The 23995-nt window shown below is 70.4% G+C and carries 20 protein-coding genes; 16 read left to right on the plus strand and 4 right to left on the minus strand.

Annotated elements, in window-relative coordinates:
- Nucleotides 1-66 precede the first annotated feature (66 nt).
- A complete protein-coding gene (locus FVE89_RS11660; protein WP_160534124.1) occupies nt 67-1638 on the plus strand; it encodes a helix-turn-helix domain-containing protein in 1572 nt (523 codons plus the stop codon).
- 503 nt (nt 1639-2141) lie between these two features.
- Here the strand turns inward: FVE89_RS11660 and FVE89_RS11665 are convergent.
- The 3 genes from FVE89_RS11665 to FVE89_RS11680 all read right to left on the minus strand — a co-directional run bounded on the left by FVE89_RS11665 (nt 2142) and on the right by FVE89_RS11680 (nt 4977).
- Nucleotides 2142-2417: a hypothetical protein gene (locus FVE89_RS11665; protein ID WP_116655360.1), complete on the minus strand. Its 276-nt coding sequence runs from the start codon at nt 2415-2417 to the stop codon at nt 2142-2144.
- 450 nt (nt 2418-2867) lie between these two features.
- Nucleotides 2868-4307 (minus strand): ATP-binding protein, encoded by a 1440-nt coding sequence (locus FVE89_RS11675; RefSeq protein WP_246730680.1) that lies wholly within the window; start codon nt 4305-4307, stop codon nt 2868-2870.
- On the minus strand, nt 4300-4977 hold the full coding sequence (locus tag FVE89_RS11680; RefSeq protein WP_116655361.1) for a response regulator transcription factor: 678 nt from the start codon (nt 4975-4977) through the stop codon (nt 4300-4302). The genes FVE89_RS11675 and FVE89_RS11680 overlap by 8 nt, the downstream gene beginning before the upstream one ends.
- A 277-nt stretch (nt 4978-5254) precedes the next feature.
- Between FVE89_RS11680 and FVE89_RS11685 the strand changes: the two genes are divergently transcribed.
- The 15 genes from FVE89_RS11685 to FVE89_RS11755 all read left to right on the plus strand — a co-directional run bounded on the left by FVE89_RS11685 (nt 5255) and on the right by FVE89_RS11755 (nt 23828).
- Nucleotides 5255-6517 (plus strand): efflux RND transporter periplasmic adaptor subunit, encoded by a 1263-nt coding sequence (locus FVE89_RS11685; protein ID WP_116655362.1) that lies wholly within the window; start codon nt 5255-5257, stop codon nt 6515-6517.
- 4 nt (nt 6518-6521) lie between these two features.
- Complete coding sequence (locus FVE89_RS11690; protein ID WP_116655363.1) at nt 6522-9659, plus strand: CusA/CzcA family heavy metal efflux RND transporter; 3138 nt, start codon at nt 6522-6524, stop codon at nt 9657-9659.
- Between the two features lie 103 nt (nt 9660-9762).
- Complete coding sequence (locus FVE89_RS11695) at nt 9763-9987, plus strand: hypothetical protein (RefSeq protein WP_245337753.1); 225 nt, start codon at nt 9763-9765, stop codon at nt 9985-9987.
- A 229-nt stretch (nt 9988-10216) separates the two neighbouring features.
- Nucleotides 10217-10624, plus strand: coding sequence for a MucR family transcriptional regulator (locus FVE89_RS11700; protein ID WP_116655495.1), 408 nt, complete (start codon nt 10217-10219; stop codon nt 10622-10624).
- Between the two features lie 320 nt (nt 10625-10944).
- Nucleotides 10945-11604, plus strand: a complete 660-nt coding sequence (locus tag FVE89_RS11705) for a response regulator transcription factor (RefSeq protein ID WP_116655364.1) — start codon at nt 10945-10947, stop codon at nt 11602-11604.
- On the plus strand, nt 11601-12902 hold the full coding sequence (locus tag FVE89_RS11710) for an ATP-binding protein (protein WP_116655365.1): 1302 nt from the start codon (nt 11601-11603) through the stop codon (nt 12900-12902). Before FVE89_RS11705 ends, FVE89_RS11710 begins: the two co-directional genes overlap by 4 nt.
- A gap of 92 nt (nt 12903-12994) precedes the next feature.
- Nucleotides 12995-13771 (plus strand): hypothetical protein, encoded by a 777-nt coding sequence (locus FVE89_RS11715; RefSeq protein WP_116655366.1) that lies wholly within the window; start codon nt 12995-12997, stop codon nt 13769-13771.
- A 68-nt stretch (nt 13772-13839) separates the two neighbouring features.
- Nucleotides 13840-14247 (plus strand): histidine kinase, encoded by a 408-nt coding sequence (locus FVE89_RS11720; protein WP_116655367.1) that lies wholly within the window; start codon nt 13840-13842, stop codon nt 14245-14247.
- A gap of 29 nt (nt 14248-14276) precedes the next feature.
- On the plus strand, nt 14277-15059 hold the full coding sequence (locus FVE89_RS11725; RefSeq protein ID WP_246730639.1) for a hypothetical protein: 783 nt from the start codon (nt 14277-14279) through the stop codon (nt 15057-15059).
- A gap of 29 nt (nt 15060-15088) precedes the next feature.
- Nucleotides 15089-15868, plus strand: a complete 780-nt coding sequence (locus FVE89_RS11730) for a hypothetical protein (RefSeq protein ID WP_116655368.1) — start codon at nt 15089-15091, stop codon at nt 15866-15868.
- 254 nt (nt 15869-16122) lie between these two features.
- Complete coding sequence (locus FVE89_RS11735; RefSeq protein WP_160534128.1) at nt 16123-17775, plus strand: anti-phage dCTP deaminase; 1653 nt, start codon at nt 16123-16125, stop codon at nt 17773-17775.
- Nucleotides 17776-17903: 128 nt separating this feature from the next.
- On the plus strand, nt 17904-18314 hold the full coding sequence (locus FVE89_RS11740; protein WP_116655370.1) for a hypothetical protein: 411 nt from the start codon (nt 17904-17906) through the stop codon (nt 18312-18314).
- A gap of 530 nt (nt 18315-18844) precedes the next feature.
- Complete coding sequence (locus FVE89_RS11745; protein WP_116655371.1) at nt 18845-20050, plus strand: RNA-guided endonuclease TnpB family protein; 1206 nt, start codon at nt 18845-18847, stop codon at nt 20048-20050.
- 137 nt (nt 20051-20187) lie between these two features.
- Nucleotides 20188-22491, plus strand: coding sequence for a hypothetical protein (locus FVE89_RS11750; protein ID WP_210254052.1), 2304 nt, complete (start codon nt 20188-20190; stop codon nt 22489-22491).
- Nucleotides 22479-23828 (plus strand): hypothetical protein, encoded by a 1350-nt coding sequence (locus FVE89_RS11755; protein ID WP_160534130.1) that lies wholly within the window; start codon nt 22479-22481, stop codon nt 23826-23828. Before FVE89_RS11750 ends, FVE89_RS11755 begins: the two co-directional genes overlap by 13 nt.
- Here the strand turns inward: FVE89_RS11755 and FVE89_RS31515 are convergent.
- Nucleotides 23825-23947 (minus strand): hypothetical protein, encoded by a 123-nt coding sequence (locus tag FVE89_RS31515; RefSeq protein WP_274852095.1) that lies wholly within the window; start codon nt 23945-23947, stop codon nt 23825-23827. The genes FVE89_RS11755 and FVE89_RS31515 overlap by 4 nt on opposite strands.
- Nucleotides 23948-23995 lie beyond the last annotated feature (48 nt).

Genomic DNA, 23995 nt, shown 5'->3' on the forward strand with positions numbered 1-23995 from the left:
CCCCGTTGACTTGCGGCCACCACACTCCAATGTGAACCTTTGTGAAACGTCGCTCCGGAGATGGCCATGCGCGGTGACCCCAGACAGCGTCGCCTCGACGAGATCGCCCTCGGCGAGGTCGGCCCGGTCGATGCCTTCGCCCTGCTGAGGGACCTGTTGTCCGAGGACGCGCCGAAGTTCGCCAGGGGCGTCTATCTGGCCCTCCAGGAGGTCGTCTGGCGCCTCGTCGCGAACCGGGTGGCCGGTCCCGAGACGGCGCAGTGGCTCGACACCTGTGGTCGGGCGAGCGTCCTGATGCGCCAAGGCGGGGCGGAGGCCACCGCGCACCAGGTCGCGGCGCTCGCCGACATCGTCGAGCGCAACGCCCGCTTCTTCGAGGCCCAGCCGGTCGGCGAGGTCCTGGGTAAGCGGCACGTCCTGGACGTTCTCCGGCTGCTGGCCGGGAGCGCGGGCCGGATGAGCCGCGCGGCCGTCCTCGAAGCGACGGGCCTCGGCCAGTCCAACCTCTCGCGCATGCTCACGATGCTGGAGGGGCACGGGCTGGTCCGGCGCGATAGGTCGGGGCGCGAAGCCGAGCTGGCCCTCACGGCGTCGGGCAGGGCCGCCGTTGCGCGGCCGGGGACCGAGGCTGCCCCGGTGCGACCCGAGACCGTCTGGCAGGCGTGCGGGATCGGCATCTGCGTCTCCACGGGCGATGGCACGGTCCTGTCGGCAAATCGCGAGTTCGAGCGGGTGGTCGGCACCTCGGCCGAGGTGGCGCTCGCCGCCGTCTCGGCCGGGACGGGCGTCGAGGATGTCGGAACGGCGGAGAACCGCTGGGCCCGCCGGATCGAGGCCGGGGAGGCCGAAGGCGGGATGACGTCCGTCTGGGTCGACGTCAGCGACCTTCGCCTCGCCTTGGCCGAGGCGGAGATGCGGGCGTCGGCCGCCGAGGCGAAGGTCGCCGGCTTGAGGGAGGCCCTCGCCAAGGCACAGGCGAACGCGGCGGCGGCGGAGCGACGCCTTCACCGCCAGCACCTCTCGGTCGAGATGGTTCGGGAACGTGCGGTGGGACGTCTCGGAAGCATGGCCAGCCTCGTCCATGAGCGTTTCCCCAAGACGATCTCCGCCGCACGGCAGGGCGAGGAGATACCTTACCTGCAGATCGTGGCCATCAAGGAGGCATTGAACAACCTGCTGGATGTCCAGGCACATTCGCCGCGCCCGTATGAGGCTGCACGCAAGAGCGGCCTCACGCTTATCAGGGAGGTCGTCAACTCGGCCTATGCGCTGACGAATTCGAAGGTGGTGGTGGATTATCCGGACTGGCTGCGAACCCAGAAGGCCGACTACATGGCCCTGGTCGAGCCGCTCAGCCATTTCCTCCTGACGACATGCGGCGACGTGAAGATGAGCATCGACCGGGACGACCGGAACGTGTTCGTTCACGGCGTCGGACATCCATTCCAGGAATGCCGGGGGCCCCGGTCCCGGGCCTTCGTGTCCATGGACGCCAAGGCGATGGATGCCTTCGCGGAGACCTGGGCCGGACCGGAGGTCGACGTCCGGATCACCGGCAGCCCGTCGCGCGACCACGGCATCGGATTTCGCATGAGCGTCCCTCGCGGCGTGGACCGTAGCCGCGAAACGACGGCGTAGGACCCCAGACCATGCTCGTGGTCCCGCGGGTACCCGACAGCGACGTTCCTGTGCTTGGCATACGCGCCGCCGGCGGCCAGGGCCCGGGCGACGTCGGCGGAGTTCGACGTCGTCGGCTGGCTGACGGCCTCGGCGGAGGATGGGTTCGGATCCCTTGGGACCGGATTCGGGCCGGCCCTCCCGCGGCGGACGCTTCCCGCTATCGCGGCTCCTGATCGACCGGCAGCTCTCCGGCGGGGGCGTCAGGTCCGACGAGAGACGTGGGACGCTTCCTGCCTCCGATACGTGCCGAAGCGCGACCGCATCGGCAGGAGCACGCCAACGGTCGCGGGAGCCGCTTCGTCGCCGCCCCGGTCATTCGCCTCGCGCCCCATGAGCCATCGACCGCGCAACGGGGACGTGCCCGGTCCGAAAAGCGTTCCTACGGCCTTCCCCCTCGCGGCGTTATCGACTTGGCGATGGTGAGCACGCCCTTCAGGCCACTGCCGAAGCGGGTGATGGTGTCACGGCGGCGCCGTAGCGCGCCCCGTAGGAGCGATAGGGAAAGCCAGCTCGGCGACCCGGGAGAACGCGGGCCGCGCGGACCGCGCACGGACATCGTCCTCTCGGTCGTCGGGGGCGACCAGTGAGGAGTTGCGGGCGACGGCCTCCTCGACGCCGAGCGCCAGGTCGAGCATGCGCACGATGCCGGAGTAGATGCCGGTCGCATGCTCGATCTCGACGGCCGCCGCCACGTCGCGGCTCGCCTTGTCGAGGCGGATCACGGCGGTCAGCCGCACCGTCTCGGTCGAGCCTTTGGTGGCCGCAGGCGATCCGGCAGGCAGCCGTGCGACAGCTTGCCCGGCGCATCGGAGCGGTCGCCGTCGTTCGAGGCGATCCAGACGTCGTAGCCGAGCGCGAGCCCCAGGTGGCGCGGCTTCCGCACGGAGGCGGTCGAGATCCTCGCGCCGGCGGGACAAGGCTCCGTCCGCACCGCGGTCCGGCAGCGAACGCCGCGCCGATCCGAGGTCGAACGGGAATGCGGTTAGGGCCCGAACCCGCTCGACAGCAGCGCCCTACGGGTGCCGTTCAGACCCACGATGCCGCGCCGCATCGCCAGGTACCCCTCCTGCCGCGATCCAGGTTTTTCCGTCTCGCCGTCGCGATCCTGGCCGCGCTCGGAGCCGCTGGCATCGCCATGCAACAGGACGCCGTCGCAGGTGCAGGTTCTGTCCGTCGCGGAGACAGGGTTATCTCGCGTGTTCGCCGATGACCCGAACAGCGGTTTTGCCGCCCGCCCCCGCATCGCGCGGCCCTTCCTGTCCTCTCGGCTTTCCCAGAGGCCATAGGACCGCGAAGCGGGCGCCGCCCTCGGGCGAATCCCGCACTTCCACCGTGAACCCGTGCAGCTTTGCGATCGCGGCGACGAGGCCGAGCCCGAGTCCGTTGCCCGGCGTCTGGCGAGCGCGTTCCGCCCGATAGAAACGCTGGAACACGTGGTCGCGCTCAGCCGGAGAGATGCCGGGCCCGGTGTCCTCGACGAGGATGACGACGCCCTTCACCTCTCGCGCCAAGCCGATCCGGACACGGCCGCCGGGCGGTGCGAACTTCACGGCGTTGTCGACAAGGTTCGACACGGCCTCGAAGAGAAGGTCGCGGTCACCGTCGACCGGCGGGATTCCCGCTTCCACGGCGACATCGAGGGAAACGGCCTTGTCCTCGGCGACCGGCGCGTAGAACTCCGCCGTCTCGCGGACGACCGCGGCGAGGTCGACCGGCGCGAAGCCCGCGCAGCGCCGACCGTGCTCGATCTCGCCGATGCGCAGTACGGCCGTCACCATCGCGAGCGTCTGGTCGATCCAGGCAAGCCCCTGGTCCACCGCCTCGCGGAACTCCGCGACGCTGCTGGCCTGTTCACGGGTTCGCTCCAGCCGCGCCCGCAGCCTGGTCAGCGGCGTCCGTAGGTCGTGCGCGACCGCGTCGCCGACGCTGCTGACCTCGCCCAGCAGGCGCTCGATCTCGTCGAGCATCCGGTTGACGTTGCCGGCCAGCCGGTCGAACTCGTCGTTCCCGCCGCCGACCGGCAGACGCTTGCGCAGGTCCCCGCGCATCACCTGGGCCACCGCGGCCTCCGTCGCCGCCAGGCGCCGTCGCGCCCGGCCCGCGAGCAGCAATCCCCCGAGCCCCGAGAGCGCGAGCGTCGGCATCAGGCCGAGGCCGAGCGCGCGCAGGGTGGTGGCTTGCACCCGGTCGATCTCGTCGGTGTCGTGTGCGATGACCACCGTCCTTCCGTCAGGAAGCGAGAGCGCGGCCGCCCAGATCTCGTCGCGCAGCGCGCGGCCCGCGATGTCGAGGTCGGCGCTGACGCGGTGGGCGTCCCCGTCGCGCGCCAAGCCATCCGGTACGGCGTCGAGATTGCCGGAGCGACGTTTGCCGTCGGGTCCGAAAAGGCCGCCGAAATGCGTGGCGTGCAGGTCCATGGCAATCCAGGTCTCCGCGCGCATCGCGGTCGCGGCCGGATCCGCCGCTGCCGCCCGGACCTCCAGCCGGAGCGTCTCGGCCAGTTCCTCCCGCAGATAGGCGGCCGTCTGCCAGTAGACGAAGGAGAACGTCGCCAACACGAGCAGGACGGACCAGATCGCGATGCCCAGCGCCCAACGGAAGGTTGTGGAGCGCAGCAGGTCAGTCATCGGGCGCGAGCGTGAAGCCGATGCCGCGCACGTTGTGGATGAGGGGCGGCTCGCCGACCGCCTCCAACTTGCGGCGCAGGCGCCCGACATGGACGTCGATGAGGTTCGACTTCGGCGTGAACCGGTAGTTCCAGACCTCCTCGAACAACAGCGTCCGGGTCACGACCTGACCCGGACGGCGCATCAGGTATTCAAGGAGTTTGAGCTCGCGCGGCAGAAGGCCGAGGTCGCGGGCCCCGCGCCGGCCCGTGCCGCCGATCAGGTCGATCTCCAGGCTGCCGACCCGCAGGATCGTCTCGCGGGCGTCGACGGGACGGCGCAGGAGCGCCTCGATGCGCGCCGCGAGCTCCGCGAGCACGAAGGGTTTGGCAAGGTAGTCGTCGCCACCCGCCCGCAGACCGCGGATGCGCTCGTCGACGTCGCCGAGCGTGCTGAGCACCAGGGCCGGCGTCCGGTTCCCTGCGCGCCTCAGGTCCTGCAGCACGCTGAGCCCGTCGAGCCCCGGCAGCATGCGGTCGAGGATGATCGCGTCCCAGGCCTCGTCGCGCGCGTAGGCCGCGCCCTCCGGTCCGGTCGAAGCCCAGCCGACGACGTGGCCGCGCCCGCCTAGGTCGCCACGCACCTCGCGTGCCGTCTCGGCATCGTCCTCGATCAGCAGAAGTCTCGCCACGTGCTTCAGCCTGCCTGAAACGCCCTTTCGGCCATCATACGATCCATTGTCGCAACGAGCCGCCGCCGTCTCGGCGAAACGTGAGACTGAACGCGAATTTAGTGGCGACGGGCAGCATTCAACGTAGGTGTTGGAACGGCTCTAATCTAGCGGGACGAATGCGGGCGTGCTCTTGACCGTCGAGACAGTTTCGCGCCTCGCCGGCGACGGTGACCCCGTCTCCGAGCCGTTCGACGCGAGGGCCCGGGCCAAGCCGGACCCCTCCACACGGGGTCCGATGGGAAAGCCGTCGGCCCGAGGCTGGGTTCTGCTGGTCGCGGCGGTGGCGCTCGCCTCCGTGGGCTGGTGGCAACGCGGGGTCACGGAAGCCTATCTCAGACCTGCGCTCACCTGGCTCGGCGTCGAAGCCCCTTCCCCCGGTCAGGCCACGCGGGCGGAGCAGGCCGACGCGCCTCGACAGGCGGATTCAGACCTCGTGGTACTCGACGCGGCCGGGCAGAAGCGCCTGGGCCTGGCGTTCGGGCAAGCGCAGGTCCGCAGGATCGTCCTTCCGGTCCGGTCACCTGGCACGGTCAGCTTCGACGAGCGGCGCGTCACCCATCTCAAGCCGCGGACGCAAGGGCGCGTCCTCAGTCTCGCGGTCCAGCCGGGCGATCCCGTGCGCGCCGGGCAGACGCTCGCGACCCTCGACGCGGCCGGCGTGCTCGACGCCCGCAACGGCCTCGCCGAAGCGAAGGCGAGCCTCGTCGAGGCGCAAGCGACGGAGAAGGTCGCCGCGACGAACCTGAAGCGCGGCCAGGACCTCCTCAAGGTCTCGGGCGTCGCCCAGGCCGACGTCGACCGGCGCCAGGTCGACCTCGCCAAGGCGCACGCGTCCACGCTCTCCGCGCAGGCCAAGGTCGAGCTCTACACCGCGCAGTACGAGCGCCTCGCGCCCGAGCCCGGCGCGCCTGTCGGCACCAGCGCCATCGTCTCGCCCATCGACGGCGTCGTCACGACCGCGAACATCACGCTCGGCGAGGTCGTCGATAGCAACCGCGACGCGTTCACGGTGGCCGATCCCTCTCGCATCCTCGTCCTTGCCAACCTCTACGGGCGCGACATCGGCAGGGTGAGAGCGGGTGACCCGGCCGAGGTCCGGGCGCCGGTGCCGGACCACCCCGCCTTCGAGGGCCGCGTGCGCTCCGTCAACGCCGCGCTCGATCCCGCCAGCAACACCGCCCCGGCGCGCATCGAGATCGCCAACCCGGGGGGATTACTCCGCGCCAACATGTTCGTCCGGGTCGAGATCGCCGCCGACCTCGGACGGGAGGGCGTGACGGTCCCGGCCGCCGCCGTGCAGCAAACCGAGAGCGGCCCCATCGCCTTCGTGCGCACGGCGGAGGACCGCTTCGAGAGGCGCGTGCTGCAGCTCGGGGTGCAGCGTTCCGACTGGGTCGAGGTCACGAAAGGCGTCGCGGCCGGCGAGACGGTGGTGACCGATGGCAGCTTCGGCCTCAAGGCCGTCCTGCTTCGCGCCCTGCTCGGCTCGACGGATTGACCCGGTGAAGGCCTGGTTCGCCCTCCTGATCCGCCGACGGTGGCTCGTCCTCGCCGTCGCGCTCGCAGGGACCGCCGGGGGCATAGTCAACCTCGAAGGGCTATCCATCGACGCGGTGCCGGACATCTCGCCCAAGCAGGTGATGATCCTGACGCTCTCGCCCGGCCTCAGCCCGCAGGAGGTGGAGCGCCTCGTCAGCTTCCCCGTGGAGAACGCGATGGCGGGCGCGCCGGGCCTCTCGGGCATCCGCTCGATCTCCCGCTTCGGGGTCTCGGCGGTCTACGTCACCTTCGAGGACGGCATGGCCGTCACGGAGGCGCGGGCCCAGGTCTTCCAGCGCCTGCCCCAGGCCAGGGCGATGATGCCGGCCGGCGTCGGCGAGCCGCAGATGGGGCCGATGGCGACCGGGCTTGGCGAGATCTACCAGTTCGAGCTGCGCGGGCCGGCCTATTCGCCGATGGAGCTCAAGCGCATCCTTCAATGGACCATCGCACCGCGGCTGAAGCTGACGCCCGGCATCGCGGACGTGAACATTTACGGCGGGGAATTGCCGACCTACGAGGCGCGCGTCTCGGCCGAGGCGCTGCACCGCTACGGCGTGACCCTCGGCCAGGTCTACGCGGCGCTCGCCGAGAACAACATGGCGCGCGGGGGCGCCTATATCGAGCACAACGACCAGCAGGAGGTGATCCGCGGCCTCGGCCTCGCCAAGGGTCCCGCGGACATCGCCAACATCGTGGTGGCCACGAACGCGGGCGGCCTGCCCGTCACCGTCGGCACCCTGGGCGAGGTGGTGGAGGCGCCCAAGGTCCGCCTCGGCGCGGTGAGCCGCGACGCGGCCGGGGAGACCGTCGTCGGCATCGCCATGATGCAGCAGGGCGAGAACGCGAGCGCAGTCGTGGAGCGGGTCAAGGCCGCCATCACGGACCTGCGCCCGCAATTGCCGCCCGGCATCGAGATCCTGCCCTATTACGACCGCTCGGCCCTGGTGGAACGCACGATCCACACGGTCGAGCACAACCTGCTGGAGGGAGCGGCGCTCGTCGTCGTCGTGCTGCTCCTCCTGCTCGGCAACCTGCGCGCCGGCCTCGTCGTCGCGGTCGCGATCCCGCTCTCCATGCTGATGGCGTTCGCGGGCATGCGGCTCATCGGCCTGTCCGGCAACCTGATGAGCCTGGGCGCCATCGATTTCGGCCTGATCGTCGACGGCGCCGTGGTCATGGTCGAGAACGTGCTGCGCGCCCGCGGCGGGCAGCCCGGGCGACCGGCCCTCGACGTCATCCGCGACGCCACCGCCGAGGTCGCCAAGCCCATCCTGTTCGCGGTGGCGATCATCATCCTGGTCTATCTGCCGGTGCTGGCGCTCGAAGGGGTGGCGGGCAAGATGTTTCGGCCAATGGCCTTGACCGTCATCCTGGCGCTCGCCGGGTCGCTGGTCCTGACCATGACCCTGATGCCCGCGCTCGCGGCCCTCGCGCTCGCGGGCCGGGGCGTCGGCGAGCGCGAGACGCGCCTCGTCCACGGGGTTCGGGCGCTCTACACGCCGGTGCTGCGGCTCGCCCAGCGCCGGGCCGGTGCCACGGTGCTCGTCACCATCGCCCTGTTCGCGGGCAGTTGCCTCGTCGCCACCCGGCTCGGGGGCGAATTCCTGCCCAAGCTCTCGGAGGGGTCGGTGGTCGTCACCTCGGAGAAGCTGCCCGGGATCAACCTCGACGCCTCGCTCAAGGCCGTCCATCGGATCGAGACGGTGCTGACATCCTTCCCCGAGGTGAAGCGCGTCGTCTCGCTCACCGGCAGCGCCGAGATCCCCACCGACCCGATGGGCGTCGAATCGACCGACAGCTTCATCACCCTCACCGACCCCGCCACCTGGACGACCGCCGACACGCAGGACGGTCTCGTCGCGGCCTTCGACCGGCGGCTCAAGGAGGAGGTGCCGGGCGTCGCCTACAGCTTCTCGCAGCCGATCCAGATGCGCATGGACGACCTGCTGGAGGGCGTGCGCGGCGACGTGGCGATCAGCCTCTACGGCGACGACCTCGCCGTGCTGAAGGAGAAGGCCGACGCGATCGTGCGCGCCGTCTCGGGCGTGGCGGGCGCGGCCGACGTGAAGGCCGAGGCACAGGCCGGGATGCCGGCCCTGTCGATCCAGGTCGACCGTGCGGCGGCCGCCCGCTACGGGATCAACGTCAGCGACATCCTCGACACCGTCGAGGCGATCGGCGGGCGTCCGGCCGGCCTGGTCTATCGCGACGACAACGCCATCACCGACATCGTGGTGCGGCTCGCTGCCGCCGACCGCGGCGACCTTGAGCGCATCCGCGCGCTGCCGGTCGGACGCAGCGGCAAGGCCCTCGTCCCGCTCTCCCTCGTGGCGTCGGTCGACGTCGCCACCGGTCCGGCCCAGATCAGCCGCGAGCGCCTGCAGCGGCGCATCTCGGTCCAGGCCAACGTGCGCGGGCGCGACGTGCAGAGCTTCGTGGCCGAGGCGCAGGCGACGGTAAAGGCCCAGGTCAGCCTGCCGCCGCGCTACGCCCTGCGGTGGAGCGGGCAATTCCAGAACCTGCAGGAGGCGACGAGCCGGCTTTCCGTGGTGGTCCCGGCCGCGATGGCGGCGATCCTGGTGCTGCTCGTGGTGATGTTCGGCGACATCCGGCTCGCCGGGCTGATCTTCCTCAACGTGCCGGTGGCGGCCACCGGCGGCATCCTGGCGCTGTACCTGCGCGGGCTGCCTTTCTCGGTCTCGGCCGCCATCGGCTTCATCGCCACCTTCGGCATCGCCGTGCTGAACGGCGTCGTGCTGACGAGCTACATCAGGGACCTGGAGCGCTCGCGCCTCGACGCTGTCCAGGCGGCGACAGAGGCCGCGGAGATGCGGCTGCGCCCGGTGTTGACGACCGCCCTCGTCGCGACGTTGGGCTTCCTGCCGATGGCGCTCTCGACCAGCGCCGGCGCCGAGGTGCAACGTCCGCTCGCCACCGTGGTGATCGGCGGCCTGATCACGGCGACGCTCCTCACGCTCGTCGTGCTGCCGGCCGTCTACCCCTACGTCTCCGGGCTGCGGCTGCCGTTCGGAGGCGGCGATCCGCACCGTGACGTCCGTCCCCCAAACGCCAAGCGCCGGGTCGGGTCCGATGCCTAGGAGGGCGGCATCGTACCCACTCGCCCTGACCGTGGTCGCCGTCTGTGGCGCCGCTGCACCTGCAGCCGTCGCTGCTCCCTTCGCGTGCTCGGACTTCTTACGGATGCATGGATTGCTCCGGCGTGCCGCGGCGATCTGCGGCTACTCCGCCTACAACCCCGCCATCGTCGAGCGTGCGAGGAGTTGCTTCGAGGCGGTCGGGTCCCGGGAGGGCGCCCGCCAGATGTACGCCGGCGCGTCGGAGTACGACCGGATGGCGGCCGTGCGCAATCGGGACGCGCTCTGCCTCAGCCTGGCCAGCAAGTTCCCGATGGTGGTGCGCCCGTGAGGAAAGCGTCCGAGGCCTCCGGGAGGTGGCTCCGAGGGGTGCAGCTCGCCACAGCTGCCTGGTCTACGCTATCTCAGTCGAAGATGGGGCGGCATCGAACTATGAGGTCGACGCAGGCCTATACACCGGAGTGGCGCAAGATAAGATCTTTATCGTTTATAGTTCGCCCAACTCATACTCAAGATAGAAATGCAGACTGACAATTTTTTAACCGATGAGGATTCGGGATATGCCAAACTTTCAGCTCCCAGAGACCGAAATTCGCGCGAATCTCACCATCAGCATAGTTTGCGCCTATGTGCGAAACAATGCCGCCGCACCACGCGAGTTGCCTAACCTGATCGCGTCCGTCCACTCGGCCTTGACGGGCTTGTCGGAACCCGCCGCCGCGGCGTGCGAACGGCCGCCGAGACGCTCGCCGGCGGAGGTGAGAAGTTCGATCACGCCCGACGCGCTCGTCAGCTTCATCAACGGCAAGGCCTACGCGCTCCTCAAGCGGCATTTGGCTAGCCATGGATTGACCCCCAGCGCGTACCGGGAACGCTACGGCTTGCCCGACGACTACCCGATGGTGGCACCCCGGTATTCGAAACGTCGGTCGACCTTGGCAAGGGCGACCATGTTGGGTCATAGGTGACACAACACGGGAAACCCTTCTCCGCCGCATTCTCGACGCCGGCCTCTCCGACGGTGCGAATCCGGGTCGGGCCATGCCGCCCGCCCTGACCGGTGACGGCACGGGGCGAAAGGCGTGTCGGCGGTCACGGAAGTCCGGTGCGCCCGCGCACCGCGACCCCGGGCAAGCCCACAATGGTCGTCCGTCGAGCGGTCTTGCCGTCGCGGCTGCCGGGCTGCAGGCTGGGCCGGTCCGTGGCGCGGATCCGTCCCTGTCGCGGCTCGCCGAGCGGGGGCGGGCTGCGCCGTGCCGCGGAGGCCCCGAGCCGAACGAAGCGACCCATGCGCGTGCTGCTGATCGAGGACGACCGCATGATCGGCGAAGGGCTGTCGCACGGCCTTGCCGCCGAAGGCTACTCCGTCGATTGGGTGCGCGACGGACCCACGGCCGAAACGGCGCTGCGGGTCGGCGGCCATGCCATGGTCCTGCTGGACCTCGGCCTGCCCGGCGCCGACGGACTGCAGGTTCTCAGCTCCGCGCGGACGGCGGGCAACGACACGTCGGTGCTCATCATCACGGCGCGGGACGGACTCGACAGCCGCGTCGCGGGCCTCGACCTCGGTGCCGACGACTACATGGTCAAGCCCTTCGAGATGCGCGAGCTGCTCGCCCGGATGCGGGCCATCCTGCGGCGCCGGGCCGGGCGGGCGAGCGCCCGGCTCGTGGCCGCCGAGACCGAACTCGACACGGAGAGCCATGTGCTGTCCCACGCCGGGACCGTCGCGGTTCTGTCGGCGCGCGAATACGCCCTCATGCACGCGCTCATGGAGCGACCGGGGCGCATCCTCTCGCGGGCGCAGATCGAGGAACGCATCTACGGGTGGGGCGAGGAGGTCGAGAGCAACGCGGTGGACGCCCTGATCCTCACGGTCCGCCGCAAGGTCGGAAAGGGCGCGATCCTCAACGTCCGCGGCGCGGGCTGGATGGTGCCCAAGCCATGAGGGCCGCCTCCGTGCGCCGCACGGCACTCGGCTGGATGACCGCCCTGCTGGCCGGCATCGGCCTGGCCGCGATGGTCGCGGCCTATGCCCTCGCGCGGATCGAGGCGGCTGATTTCCTCGACGGGCAGCTGCGGCAGGTCGCCCTCAACGCCGGTCCCGGGCTCCCGGACGCAAATGCGGACGCGCCGCCCGCCGCCGACCAGGACCCGGAGGACCAACTCGCCGTCACCATCTGGAAGGACGGGCAGGTCCTGCGCGGCGACCGCGGTGCCGACGTCCGCCGCCCCGGGCGCACGGGATACGCGAACGCCGTCATGGGCGGGGAGCTCTGGCGTACCTACACGACCGTCAACGGCACCATGACCGTCAGGGTGGCCCAGCGTGACGTGGTGAGGGCCGAGTTCGCACGCAATGCGGCGCTCGGCGCCGTGGCCCCCCTGCTGCTCCTCGTCCCGCTGTCGTGGATCGTGGTCGGCTGGGCGATGGACCGGGCGCTCGGGCGGCTCGACGGCTTGGTGCATGACCTCGCCGGGCGCGGGGCCACCGCCCAGGGTCCCCTGCCGACGCGCGGCGTGCCGACGGAGGTGGCGCCCCTCGTCGAGGCCATGAACGGGCTCATCCTGCGCCTGCAGGCCGCTCTCGCCGCCCAGAGACGGTTCGTCGCCGACGCCGCGCACGAACTGCGTACGCCGCTTGCCGCGATGCAGATCCAGCTCGACGCCCTCGGCGTGCCTGCCGGTGGCGGGGGCGACGCGCGGCGAATGGCTCTCGCGGGCGGCCTCCGGCGGGCGAACCGGCTGGTGGATCAACTGCTCCGTCTCGCCCGGCTCGACGACGGTGCCGAGGCCCGTCCCGCATCCGTCGACCTCGGCCAGCTCCTGCTCGACTGCGTCGCCGACCACGTCGTGCTCGCCCAGCGCAAGGACATCGACCTGGGCGTGCACATCGAGACGCCCGCGACGCTTCACGCGTCGGAGGACGAGGTCCGCGTCCTGTTCGCCAACCTGGTCGACAACGCCCTGCGCTACACGCCGTCGGGAGGGCAGGTCGACGTCCGTCTGCTGAACCGGGACGGTGCGTGCGTCGTCACGGTTCGGGACACCGGCTGCGGGCTGCCGCCGGGAAGCGAGGGCCGCCTGTTCGACCGCTTCTTCCGGGCCGCGCCACCGGAAGTCGAAGGCACGGGGCTCGGGCTCGCCATCGCCCGCCGCATCGCGGAGCGCAACGACCTCGGCCTGACGGTCGAAAACCGACGGGACGGACGGGGGACCCTCGCAACGGTCAGACTGCCGGCCTGAGGCCGAGCCCGCGGCTCCGCCGGACGAAGCTCATTCTGCCCTCATTCTGGCTCGCTATCACCGTGACCGACCATGACGGACGGGAGACGGGGATGAGCGAGATCCAGCGCCAGGTCTTGAACAAGGTACCGGAGGTCACCGCGGCCTTCTGGGTCATCAAGATACTCTCCACGACCGTCGGCGAGACCGGCGCGGACTACCTCGCGGTGAACGTCGGCCTGGGTGCCGCCGTCACCGCCACCCTCACGGCCGGCCTCCTCGCGGCCGTCCTCGCCCTGCAGGTGCGCGAGCGGCGCTACGTGCCCTGGACCTATTGGTCGACCGTCGTCCTCGTCAGCGTGGTCGGCACGCAGGTCACCGACATCCTGACCGACAAGCTCGGCGTGAGCCTCTTCGTCAGCACCGGCGTGTTCGCGGCCGCCCTCGCCGCCGTGTTCGCCCTCTGGTACGCGACCGAGCGGACGCTCTCGATCCACGCCATCGTGACCCGGCGCCGCGAGGCGTTCTACTGGCTCGCCATCCTCCTGACCTTCGCGCTCGGCACGGCCGCGGGCGACCTGGCCACGGAGGCGCTGGGGCTCGGCTTCAATCTCGGCGTCGCCGTCTTCGGCACGATCCTGGCCGCCCTCGCCCTCGCCTGGCGGCTCGGCGCGAACCCGGTGACGACCTTCTGGCTCGCCTACATCGTCACGCGCCCCCTCGGCGCATCGCTGGGCGATCTGCTGTCGCAGGCACGGGAATACGGCGGCCTCGGGTTCGGCACGGCCGCCACCAGCCTCGTCTTCTTCGCCGTCATCGTCGCCCTGGTGACGTCCCTGAGCCTTGTCTCCGGACGCCCGGACGAGCCGGCCGGACAGCGGCGGTCCTGACCGTCCGCCGCCTCCCGCATCCCCATCCTCCAGTCCTTACAACGCCGCACGACACGGAGCGAACGACCATGCGAAACGTCCTCCTCGCCGCCATCGCCGCGACGGTCATCGGCGCCACGGCCGCCCCCCTGGGCCTGCTGGCGATGCAGGACGCCGCCGTCGGAGCGACGCCCGCCGCGATGGCGGCGTCGAGGCTCGGCGACCTCTCCAAGTTCCGGGCCATCGTCGTCGACGTGAAGGCGCTGGCCGACCGGGGCGACCTCGCCGCCGCCAAGACGCGCATCAAGGACCTGGAATTGTCCTGGGACGCGTCCGAGGCCGGCCTGAAGCCGCGAGCCGCCGCCGACTGGCACGTCGTGGACAAGGCCATCGACCGCGCCCTCGACGCGCTGCGGGCGTCGAACCCCGATCCCGCCGCCTGCCGTCGCGCGGTCGACGACCTGCTCGCCATCATCGACCAGACCCACACCGGCTGAGCCGGCCCTCGCTCTCCCACGGCAGCCCGATGCAACCGACCGAGCGACCCGGACAGGTCGAACCCGCCAAGGTGCCAGAAGCCACCGCCGGGTTCTGGGCCATCAAGATCGTAGCCACGACCCTGGGCGAGGTCGGCGGCAACGCCGTCACGTTGACGCTCGGCCTCGGCTATCTCGCCGGCACGGCGATCTTCGGGGCCGCCCTGGCGGTGCTGCTGGCCGCACAGGTCCGGGCGGACCGCTTCCATCCGATCCTGTACTGGGCCGTGGTCACGGCGACGACGCTCGCAGGCACGACCCTCGCCGACTTCTGCGACAGGTCCCTCGGCATCGGCTACGCGGGCGGGTCCCTGGTGCTGCTCGGATCGGTCGTCGCGACCCTGATCCTGTGGAAGCGCACGCTCGGCACGGTCGCCGTGGAGACGGTGCGGTCCCCGCGGGCCGAAGGTTTCTACTGGGCAACGGTCATGTTCTCCCAGACGCTCGGCACCGCGTTGGGCGACTGGATGGCCGACAGCAGCGGGCTCGGGTACATCGGGAGCGCGCTCCTCATCCTCGTCGCACTGGCCGTGGTCACGGCCCTCCATCTGCGAACGCGCGTTTCCAGGCCGATGCTGTTCTGGACGGCGTTCGTCCTGACGCGGCCGCTCGGCGCCACCCTCGCCAACTCGCTCGACAAGCCGGTCGCTTCCGGCGGCCTGGGCATCGACGACATCACGATCTCCGGCGTGCTGGCGCTCGTCCTGGCCGGGTTCGTCCTCCTCATCCCGCAGCGTGCCGACCGCCGGGCGGCCTGCGCCGACGCGCCGTGAGGTTTCCCCTCGAAGAAGGAGCAGGTCCCATGGACGACCGTTACGAACGCGCCCTGAGCAAGGTCCCCGAGGTCACGCTGGGCTTCTGGATCATCAAGATCCTGGCCACGACGCTCGGGGAGACCGGCGGCGACACCGTCACAATGACCCTTAATTGGGGCTACCTCGCCGGCACCGCCCTGTTCGCCGTGCTGCTGGTCGCGCTCGTGGTCGCCCAGGTCATGTCGAAGCGGTTCCACCCGGTCCTGTACTGGTCCACGATCGTCGCCTCGACCACCTTCGGCACGACGATGGCGGACTTCGCCGACCGCTCGCTCGGCATCGGATACACCGGCGGGTCGACCCTGCTCCTCGCCTGCCTCGCGGCCGTGCTCGGGCTCTGGTACGCGACCGAGGGCACCGTGTCGGTGGACACGGTCTCGACCCCGCGGGTCGAGGCGTTCTATTGGGGAGCGATCACCTTCTCGCAGACGTTGGGCACCGCGCTCGGCGACTGGCTCGCGGACACGGGCGGCCTCGGCTACGAGGGTGGCGCCCTCGTCTTCGCGGCGGCGCTCGCGGTCGTCATCGCCCTGTACTATCGGACCTCCGTCTCACGGGTCACGCTCTTCTGGGCGGCGTTCATCCTGACCCGCCCGCTCGGGGCCACGGTGGGCGATTTCCTCGACAAGCCGGTCGCCAACGGCGGGCTGAACCTGAGCCGGCCGCTCGCTTCCGTCGTGATCGCGGCCTTCATCGTCGCGCTCATCGTCCTGGTCCCGCAAAGGGCCGGTCGGCATCCGGCAGAGGGAGCACAGGCGTCGCGGTGACCCGGACGTTCCCGTGCGGGCGCCGAACGGCCACGGGTCGCTCCGCCCGCCGGCGCGCCCGTGAGGCCGATTCCGCGCAGCGCATCCGCGATCCCGCGCGGACCGGCCGTCCGGGGAAGCGGAACATGCTCCAAACCGGCTGGGCGGTGGGAGACGACCCTGGATAGCCACTTCACAGGCCTGTGCCGCCGTGGCATCTCCGCGGCGTTCCAGCTTTGCTGCCGTGACCACGGCATTCCAAGAGTCGACCCCCAATGGCCGATGCAGCGACGACCGGACGTTTGCCGACCGCGGCCGGCCCGCGCCCTGGCGAGACGAGCCAGAGCCTGCTCCGGAACTTCCGCGCGAACGAGCTTTTCATCGCGGTCGTCGGACCGGGCGGTTCCGGGGCGGGCCGGGCAGCCCAGATCGTCAAGGAGTTCCTCGAAACGCAGTCGGTCGAGGACGGCGGATACGAGGTCCGCATCGTCAAGGCGAGCGCGGAGATCAAGGCCTGGGCCCGGAACAACGGGCGCGACCTCGGCCCGGCCGGCGGTCGCAAGACGCTCGCCGGCGTCGTGCACATGCAGGACCTCGGCGACGCGATGCGGCTGGCTTTCGACGACAATGCGGCAGTCGCCCGCGCCGTCATCGCGCGCATCCGCGCCCTCCGCGCGGAGGCGAGCGGCAGGCCGGAGGGCGAGATCGACGGGAAGCCGCGTGCCTACATCATCGACTCCCTGCGCCATCCTGCGGAGGCGCACCTCCTCCGCCGGATCTACCAAGACGCCTTCACGCTCGTCGGCGTCGTGTGCGACGACGATGCCCGCCACGGCCGGCTGACCCGGGAGCTGTTCGACTTCAACGACCGGGGCCGCCAGGAGACGCGCCGGGCCGTCACGGCCTTCATGGATCGCGACGGCGACGCGCCGGAGAGGCACGGCCAGCACGTCGTCGACACCTTCCACGAGGCGGATTTCTTCGTCGACAATTCGAAGGATGCCGGCGACGACCCGAAGAACACCGGGATGAACGAGCCGCTGCGGCGCCTGGTGCGGATCCTCACGGCGTCGGACGTCATCAGACCGAACGTCGCCGAGACGGCGATGCATCAAGCCCATTCGGCCCAACTGAGGAGCGCGTGCCTGTCGCGACAGGTCGGGGCGGCGCTCGTGGACGCGAAGGGGAACATCGTCGCGACCGGCACCAACGACGTGCCGAGGGCGGGCGGAGGGCTTTACGGGACCGATCTCGACGGGGAAGCCCCCGACCATCGCTGCGCGTTCCGGCCGGACAAGTTCTGCAGCAGCAACCGCGAGCAGAACGAGATCATCGGCGAGCTCATCGACAAATACCCCGCCTTGGCCGAGGGAAGGGAGAAAGGACAGGCGGTGGCCGAGCTTCGGCGCACGAAGATCGGTGGCCTGATCGAGTTCAGCCGGGCGGTCCACGCGGAGATGGACGCGATCCTGACCGCCGCCCGGACCGGCACCTCGCCGAGGGGATGCCGGCTCTATGTCAGCACGTTCCCCTGCCATTACTGCGCCCGCCACATCGTCGCCGCCGGGATCGACGAGGTGCAGTACATCGAGCCCTATCCGAAAAGCCGGGCGATCGGCCTCCATTGCGACGCCATCACGACGGGTGTGGATGGGTGGGAACCGCCCTCAAGCGTACAGGGTTCGGGAACTGTCGGCTCCGCACGGCCCGGTGTCCCGGCCGCCCGGGCCAACGCCAAGGTCCTGTTCCACCCGTTCGTCGGGGTCGCACCGAGGATGTATGCCCGCGCTTTCCTGAAGGACCGAGACTACAAGGACAAGCTGACCGGGGATTACCGGGTCGGCGAACCGGTTTGGGGTGGTCACTCGGAAGTGCTGCGGGTACATTATCTGGATCTCGAATCGGGCCTGGGAGCGCTGCAAGCGTGAGCAAACCACTCCTCCGCCTCGTCGAGACAACACCCTGGGAAACCGAGGGTTTTACAGGGTCTTCGGCGCCGGTTCGACAGCTCTCGCTCTTCGATCATCGTCCCGTTCGCCGCGTCTCGTGCCTGCCCATGGCCGACGTCCACGGCGTGACGTTCACGCGCGCGGTCTCCATGAGCCGGCACGCGCTGGTGGTCGACGCCCGACTCTACCCGTACTTCGATCTTCCCGGGCTGAGCAGGCCGTCCGTCTTCCGCCTGTTCGAAGATCTGTCGTGCCGTTACCTGCACGCGCCGATCGACCTGCGTCCACCCAGGGACCAGTCGGCCCGGTGGCAGCGGCGGCAATCCGTGCGGGAGGCGATGGCGCGTGTCGTCGGACAGGACGGCGTTCCGGGTCGGTCGTCGACTATCGTGTTGGTCAACCGCATCCCCGAGGTCGATGTCCTCGACGAGACCCTGCGCGGCGTGTTCGGCGACGGGGAACATGTCTGGAAGGTTCAGCCTCACGACGCGCTCGTCCTCACCGGAAACGGCGGATGACCTGACCGAGGAGCTCCGAAGCGCGCCGGACGGAGCGTCGGGGCGTTTCCGGCCGGCGTGCCCGAAACGCCGGATCGAGCCCCCGAGGCTGGCGCCGCCGTTGGCGCGGGGATGGCCTTCCCATCCCGGGGCGGGATGGGACCATGACTCCACGCGATGCCGGAGCCGTTACCCTATCGGGCGACTTTCGACGTCCCCGTGTCGATGACGGCCGGGAGCCGGGCCGGAACTTGCTCTCACCTGCGCGCACGGCGGGTACGGAACCGGGCGTTGCGGTCGGGGCCCGTGGGCCAGGATGTTCCGACCGACCGACGACGCGGTCGCCGCCCCAGGTATTCGGCCCGGGCGCATCCGAGTTGCGCCCGGGCCGAAGGGCATTCCGTCGAAGCGCTCGCGCGACGTGCCGAAGGTCGACGTACGGGGGCTTTCGGCTTTGATCGCTCCAAGGTTTTTAAGGTTCTTCGTCGTTTGGGGTTGATGAGCGTCCGTTTTGGCCTTGACGTGTTCCGCATCTGTTCTAGCTTTGCCGTGTGATCCTGACGTACCGCCAGAAGCTTCGGCCGACCGCGCCCCAGCACCGTCTGCTCGACGAGCGGCTGGAGCGGCAGCGCCTCCTGTACAACGCCGCGCTCCAGGAGCGGCGCGACGCTTGGCGTCTGGCGCGCAAGCCGATCACCCGCATCGATCAGCAGAAGAGCCTCACCGTCATCCGTGCCGACGATCCCGACGGCCACTGCGCCGATCCAGTGAATATGGGCCGGTGGACGCTGAAGCGCGTCGAGGACGCGTTTACCGGCTTCTTCGGCCGGGTGAAGAAGGGCGGCAAGGCCGGCTTCCCGCGGTTCAAGCCGCTGTCGCGCTGGCGCAGCTTCGGCCTGCTGGAGGCCACCGGGCTGCGCCACGAAGGCGACCGCATCCGGCTGAAGGGTATGGACCGGCCGATCCGGCTCAACCACGACCGACCGCTGCCGGGCGACGCCAAGATCCTGGGCGTGACGTTCACGAAGGTCGGGCGGCACTGGTACGCCGGCTTCACCGTCGAGACCTCAGAGGTCGTCGCGACCACGCCGCCTGCCGGCGAGGCGCTGCTGACGCTGTCCACCGGCGAGCGAATCCCGAACATCCGGCCAGCGTCCAGGCGCGAGCGCGAGATCCGGGTGTCGCGCTGGGCGCTCGCCCGGTGCAAGAAGGGCTCGGCCCGCCGGCGCAAGGTCAAGGCGCGGCTCGGCCGACAGCTCCGGCGCGTGGCGAACGCCCGCGACACGCACCTGCACCGGGTCTCGGCGCAGCTGACGCGCGAGCACAGCCTGATCGTGCTGGAGGATCTGCGCATCGCCAACCTGACCGGCTCGGCCGCGGGCACGGTGGACGAGCCGGGTACGAACGTGGCGCAGAAGCGGGGGTTGAACCGGTCCATCCTGGACGCGGGCTGGGGGAAGTTGGTGGGGCTCGTCCGCTACAAGGCCGTGAGAGCCGGTGGTAAGCTGATCCTCGTCGACGCGCGGAACTCGTCCGCGGAGTGCCGGGATTGCGGGGCGGTGGCAGCTAAGCCGCTATCGCTGCGCCGGCACGTGTGCCCGTGCGGGGCGGACGAGCACCGAGACGTGAACGCGGCCGGGGTGATCCTCGGTCGAGGTCTTGCGGCGCTCGCCGCGAGCGAAGGGGGTCAGCCCCTCGGGGACGCCAACGTGGGCCGTCAGGCCGTGCGTCGTCCCGGGACGCTCCTCGCCGCCTAAGGGCGGCGCTGGAGAACGTCACGAGGGGCCATCAACCCCAAATGACGAATGACCGTTTTTAACAGCATAGGGTGTGGACGGCCGCGCCTCGGGACGGTTGCGCCTCGTCTGGAGGCGGCTACCGCGTATAGTGCGGCATGGCTTTCCGTCCCGGCGAAAGGGTCCGCCCGCAACTCGCCTTGAACGCGATCCGCGTCCTGACGCCTCCGGGTTCGATCCCGGCTTCGGTGGTCCCGTTCGACCGTGCGCTGCTCCACGCCTACCTCGACCGGCCGGAGAACGACGTGTTCGCGACCCGGCACGACGGGACGGACATGGCGGTCGTGCCCCTCATCGCCGGGGCGAACCTCCCGACTGACAGGATGGAACTGCCCGCGGCCGAGCACCTTCGGCTCGTGTCGGCGTTGACCCGCGAGGCGGTCTTCCGGCTGCTCGCGGCCTCCCCGGAGGCCGGCCTCCTGATCCGCAGGAGGCCGCCGACCGTCGCCGGAAAGCGGGAGAACGTCCTCGCCGAGGACGTCGGCCTGCCCGGTTGGCTGAGGAAGCGGCTGGTCCTGGAGTTCGACACGCGCATCCTGCGGCCGCCCCGGGGCGACGCCTACGTCGTCCTGACCTGCGCCAAGCGGCTGCGCACGATCATCGACGCGTCGTGCCGGACGCTCCTCGAACTCGGCGTGCCGCTGACCGGCGCCGCGGTCTCGTCCTGGCGCGAGGATCCCGACCCGAAGGTGTCGCGGCGGCTCGCCTACGCGGGCCGCGTCGTCGAGGTCGGGCGGGACACGCTGACCCTGGACGATCACGGCGCCGGCCCCTCCGTCGTGTCGAGTGGGGAGGTCTTCCTCGAACCCACGCGCGCCAACTTCAACAAGGTGGTCGAGGTCATCACGCAGGGGCAGTCCGAGCGGGCGCTCAAGGCGGTCCAGAGAGCCGAGGCGGAGTGGCATGGCGGCGCGCGGACCATGGAGATCGTGCACGGGGTGCTGACCCAGCTCGGGAACCGGGCGATGGACCTGGCCGACGGCGTCCCGCTCCGTCTAGGAGGGCTGCTCGACCAAGCCGTCGACGCAGCCTCCTTCCCGCCCGCGGAGGCCGTGTGGAGACCGAAGCTGTCGTTCGACCCGGTCCGTTCGTCCGAGACCTCGAACGGCTGGAAGCAGCAGAGCCTGGACCGCATCGGACCGTTCGACCGGCAGACGTTCGAGCCGAAGAGGCCGCGCATCGCGGTCCTTCACCAGGCCGGACGCCGCGACGAGGTCGCCGCTGCGATGCAAGATTTCCTGCACGGCAGGCCCGACATCGCGAGCGAAACGGGCCTCGTCCCCCACGGCGGCGGGCTGCTCGGCCGGTTCAGGCTGGACGAGCCCGAGATCCGTTATTTCGAGGCCGCAGGTCGCAGCGGTCCGGCCTATGCCGACGCCGCACGGACCGCCCTCAGGGATGCGGCGGCGCGCGACGAGCCGTGGGACCTCGCGATGGTGCAGGTGGAGCGGGCCCTGCAGGAGCGGCCGCACGCCGATAGCCCGTACTGGATGAGCAAGGCGACCTTCCTCAAGCGGGACGTGCCGGTCCAGGCGCTCTCGACCGAGATGCTGGGCCTCGACGCGTTCGGGTACGCGAACGCGCTGGCCAACATGAGCCTGGCGACCTACGCCAAGCTCGGCGGCGCTCCCTGGCTGCTCGTCGCGCGTTCGCCGACCGATCATGAACTGGTCGTCGGGCTGGGGTCGCACACTGTCAAGGAGGGTCGCCGCGGCCCCGGCGAGCGGTTCGTCGGCATCGCGACGGTCTTCTCCAGCCAGGGCCACTATCTCCTCGACGCCCGGACGGGGGCGGTTCCGTTCGAGGCCTTCCCTGCCGCGTTGAGCGACAGCATCGTCGACGCCATCGGGCGCATCGGCCGGGAGGAGGCGTGGCGTCCCGGCGATGCGGTGAGGCTCGTCTTCCACGCGTTCACGCAGCTCAGCCGGGAGACGGTGCAGGCCGTCGAGACGGCGGTCGCGGGGATCGGGGCGACGAACGTGAGCTTCGCGTTCCTGCACGTCGTCGAGGATCATCCGTTCACGCTGTTCGACCGCGCCTGGCCCGACGGCAAGGGCGCCTTCGCGCCGGAGCGGGGGCAGGCGGTGCGATTGAGCGAGCGGGAGTGGCTCCTCTCGCTGACAGGACGCAAGGAGGTGAAGTCGGCCTCGCAAGGCCTGCCCGGTCCGGTGCTCCTCCGCCTCCACGACAGCTCGACCTATCGGGACATGGCGGTCCTCGTGCGTCAGGCGTCGGATTTCGCGTTCCATTCCTGGCGCACGTTCGGGCCGTCCGGCCTGCCCATCCCGCTCGTCTACGCCGACGAGATCGCCAAGCAGCTGTCGGGCCTGGAGCGGACGCCGGGCTGGGACGCGGATGCCGCCGAGGGCGGTCGCGTGATGAGGAAGCCGTGGTTCCTCTGAGCGACGGGCCCGGCGTCGCCGACATCCGGGCCGGCCTAGCGGCCGCCTCCCGTGAAGGGGACACGTCCCCCCTCGTCCAGGCCTTTCGGGCCTGGGTCCTCGGGGCCGCGGGTCCGATGGGGGATCTCGCCGCCGCTGCCGCGGTGGCCCTCGGGTCGCCGGGTGGTCGCTCCGCCGGGCACGTGGCGATCCTCGGCTACGGCGCGACCGACCCGGGACTTGCCGAGGCGTTCTCCGGTACGTTCCGCGAAGGCGTCGCGTGGCTCGGGGCGCGGAGCTGGTTCAGGCCGCATCTGCCACCGACCCTTGAGGCCGACGGCCTGTCCGCCCTCGGCCTCGCGCTGGGCGTGAACCGCCTGCTCCACCGCCGCGATGCCGCGTGGCTCGGCGCGCTGGTGGTGCGCGGCGCCACGGCCGCGGGGCTTTCGGATCTCAACCGTTCCCTGATGGTCGCGGCGGCACACATCCTCGAAGCGCCCGCCCGGCGCGACCTCGCGACGATGCTGCCGGAGGCACGGGTCGCGCTCGCCGATCTCGGCATCGTCCCGGCCGACGCGGAATGCCGACGGCCCGCTTGGCGTAACGTGTTGCGCTTCGAGCCCGCCATGGGCGACCCGGCGCGGGCGGCGCTAACCCTCCGGGCCTTCGAAGCCCTGTGCGAGACCAACATGCCGGCCCGCCTCGGGCGTCTCGAACCAGGGGACGTCCTGCGGGTGCTGCAGGGCGTGGAGCGGTCGTTGCGGCTCTGGACCTGGGAGGAGCGACCGCGCACGCCCAGGTCAGCGCTGGTCCGTTGGGATATCGAGAACGAGTACCACGTCCAGAACCTGCTCTGGACGACCTTGGCACCGCTCTTCCCCGACCTCAACGCGGAGGAGTACACGCCGCCGGTCGGGCACAAGAACCCTCGGATGGACCTGACCGTACCGAGCCTGGGCCTGGTCATCGAGGTGAAGTTCGTCCGGGCGGGCGTATCGTTCGCCAAGATCGTCGAGGAGATCGCGGCCGACGCGGCGCTCTACCGCGTGGACCCGAAATGGCGCGTGCTGATCCCGTTCGTATGGGACGACTCGTTCCGCACGGAGGAGCACCCGAAGCTGATCGAGGGCCTCCGTAAGCTTGAGATGGTCCACGACGCGGTGGTGATCCCGCGCCCCGGCAAAATGGAGAGGGATGCCGGAGACCGCATTCGTCCCGGGCGGACCGGAACCCGTCGCGCTTCGAAGGCGGGAGCACCCGGGATCGATGACATCGCACAATGCCCGGATTCCGAAGCATCCGAGTCCACGCCCCGGCGGGTCAACCGGAACGTCGGGGTCTTAAAGTCCCGGACCTAGGCGATCCATACCCCGAAGGCCTCGGTGGCCACGGCGCTCAGCGGGTAACCGCCTTCGAAGCGTTGGATGTCGGTCTCCCAAAGCACCAACGAAAGGTCGACGTTGACAGCGAAGAGCATCTCTGAATCAATGCTCTCCCAGCTTGTGCCGACCGGCGGATATGCCAC

Origin of the sequence: Methylobacterium sp. 2A (genome assembly GCF_009806555.1) — a bacterium.
GTDB lineage: Bacteria > Pseudomonadota > Alphaproteobacteria > Rhizobiales > Beijerinckiaceae > Methylobacterium.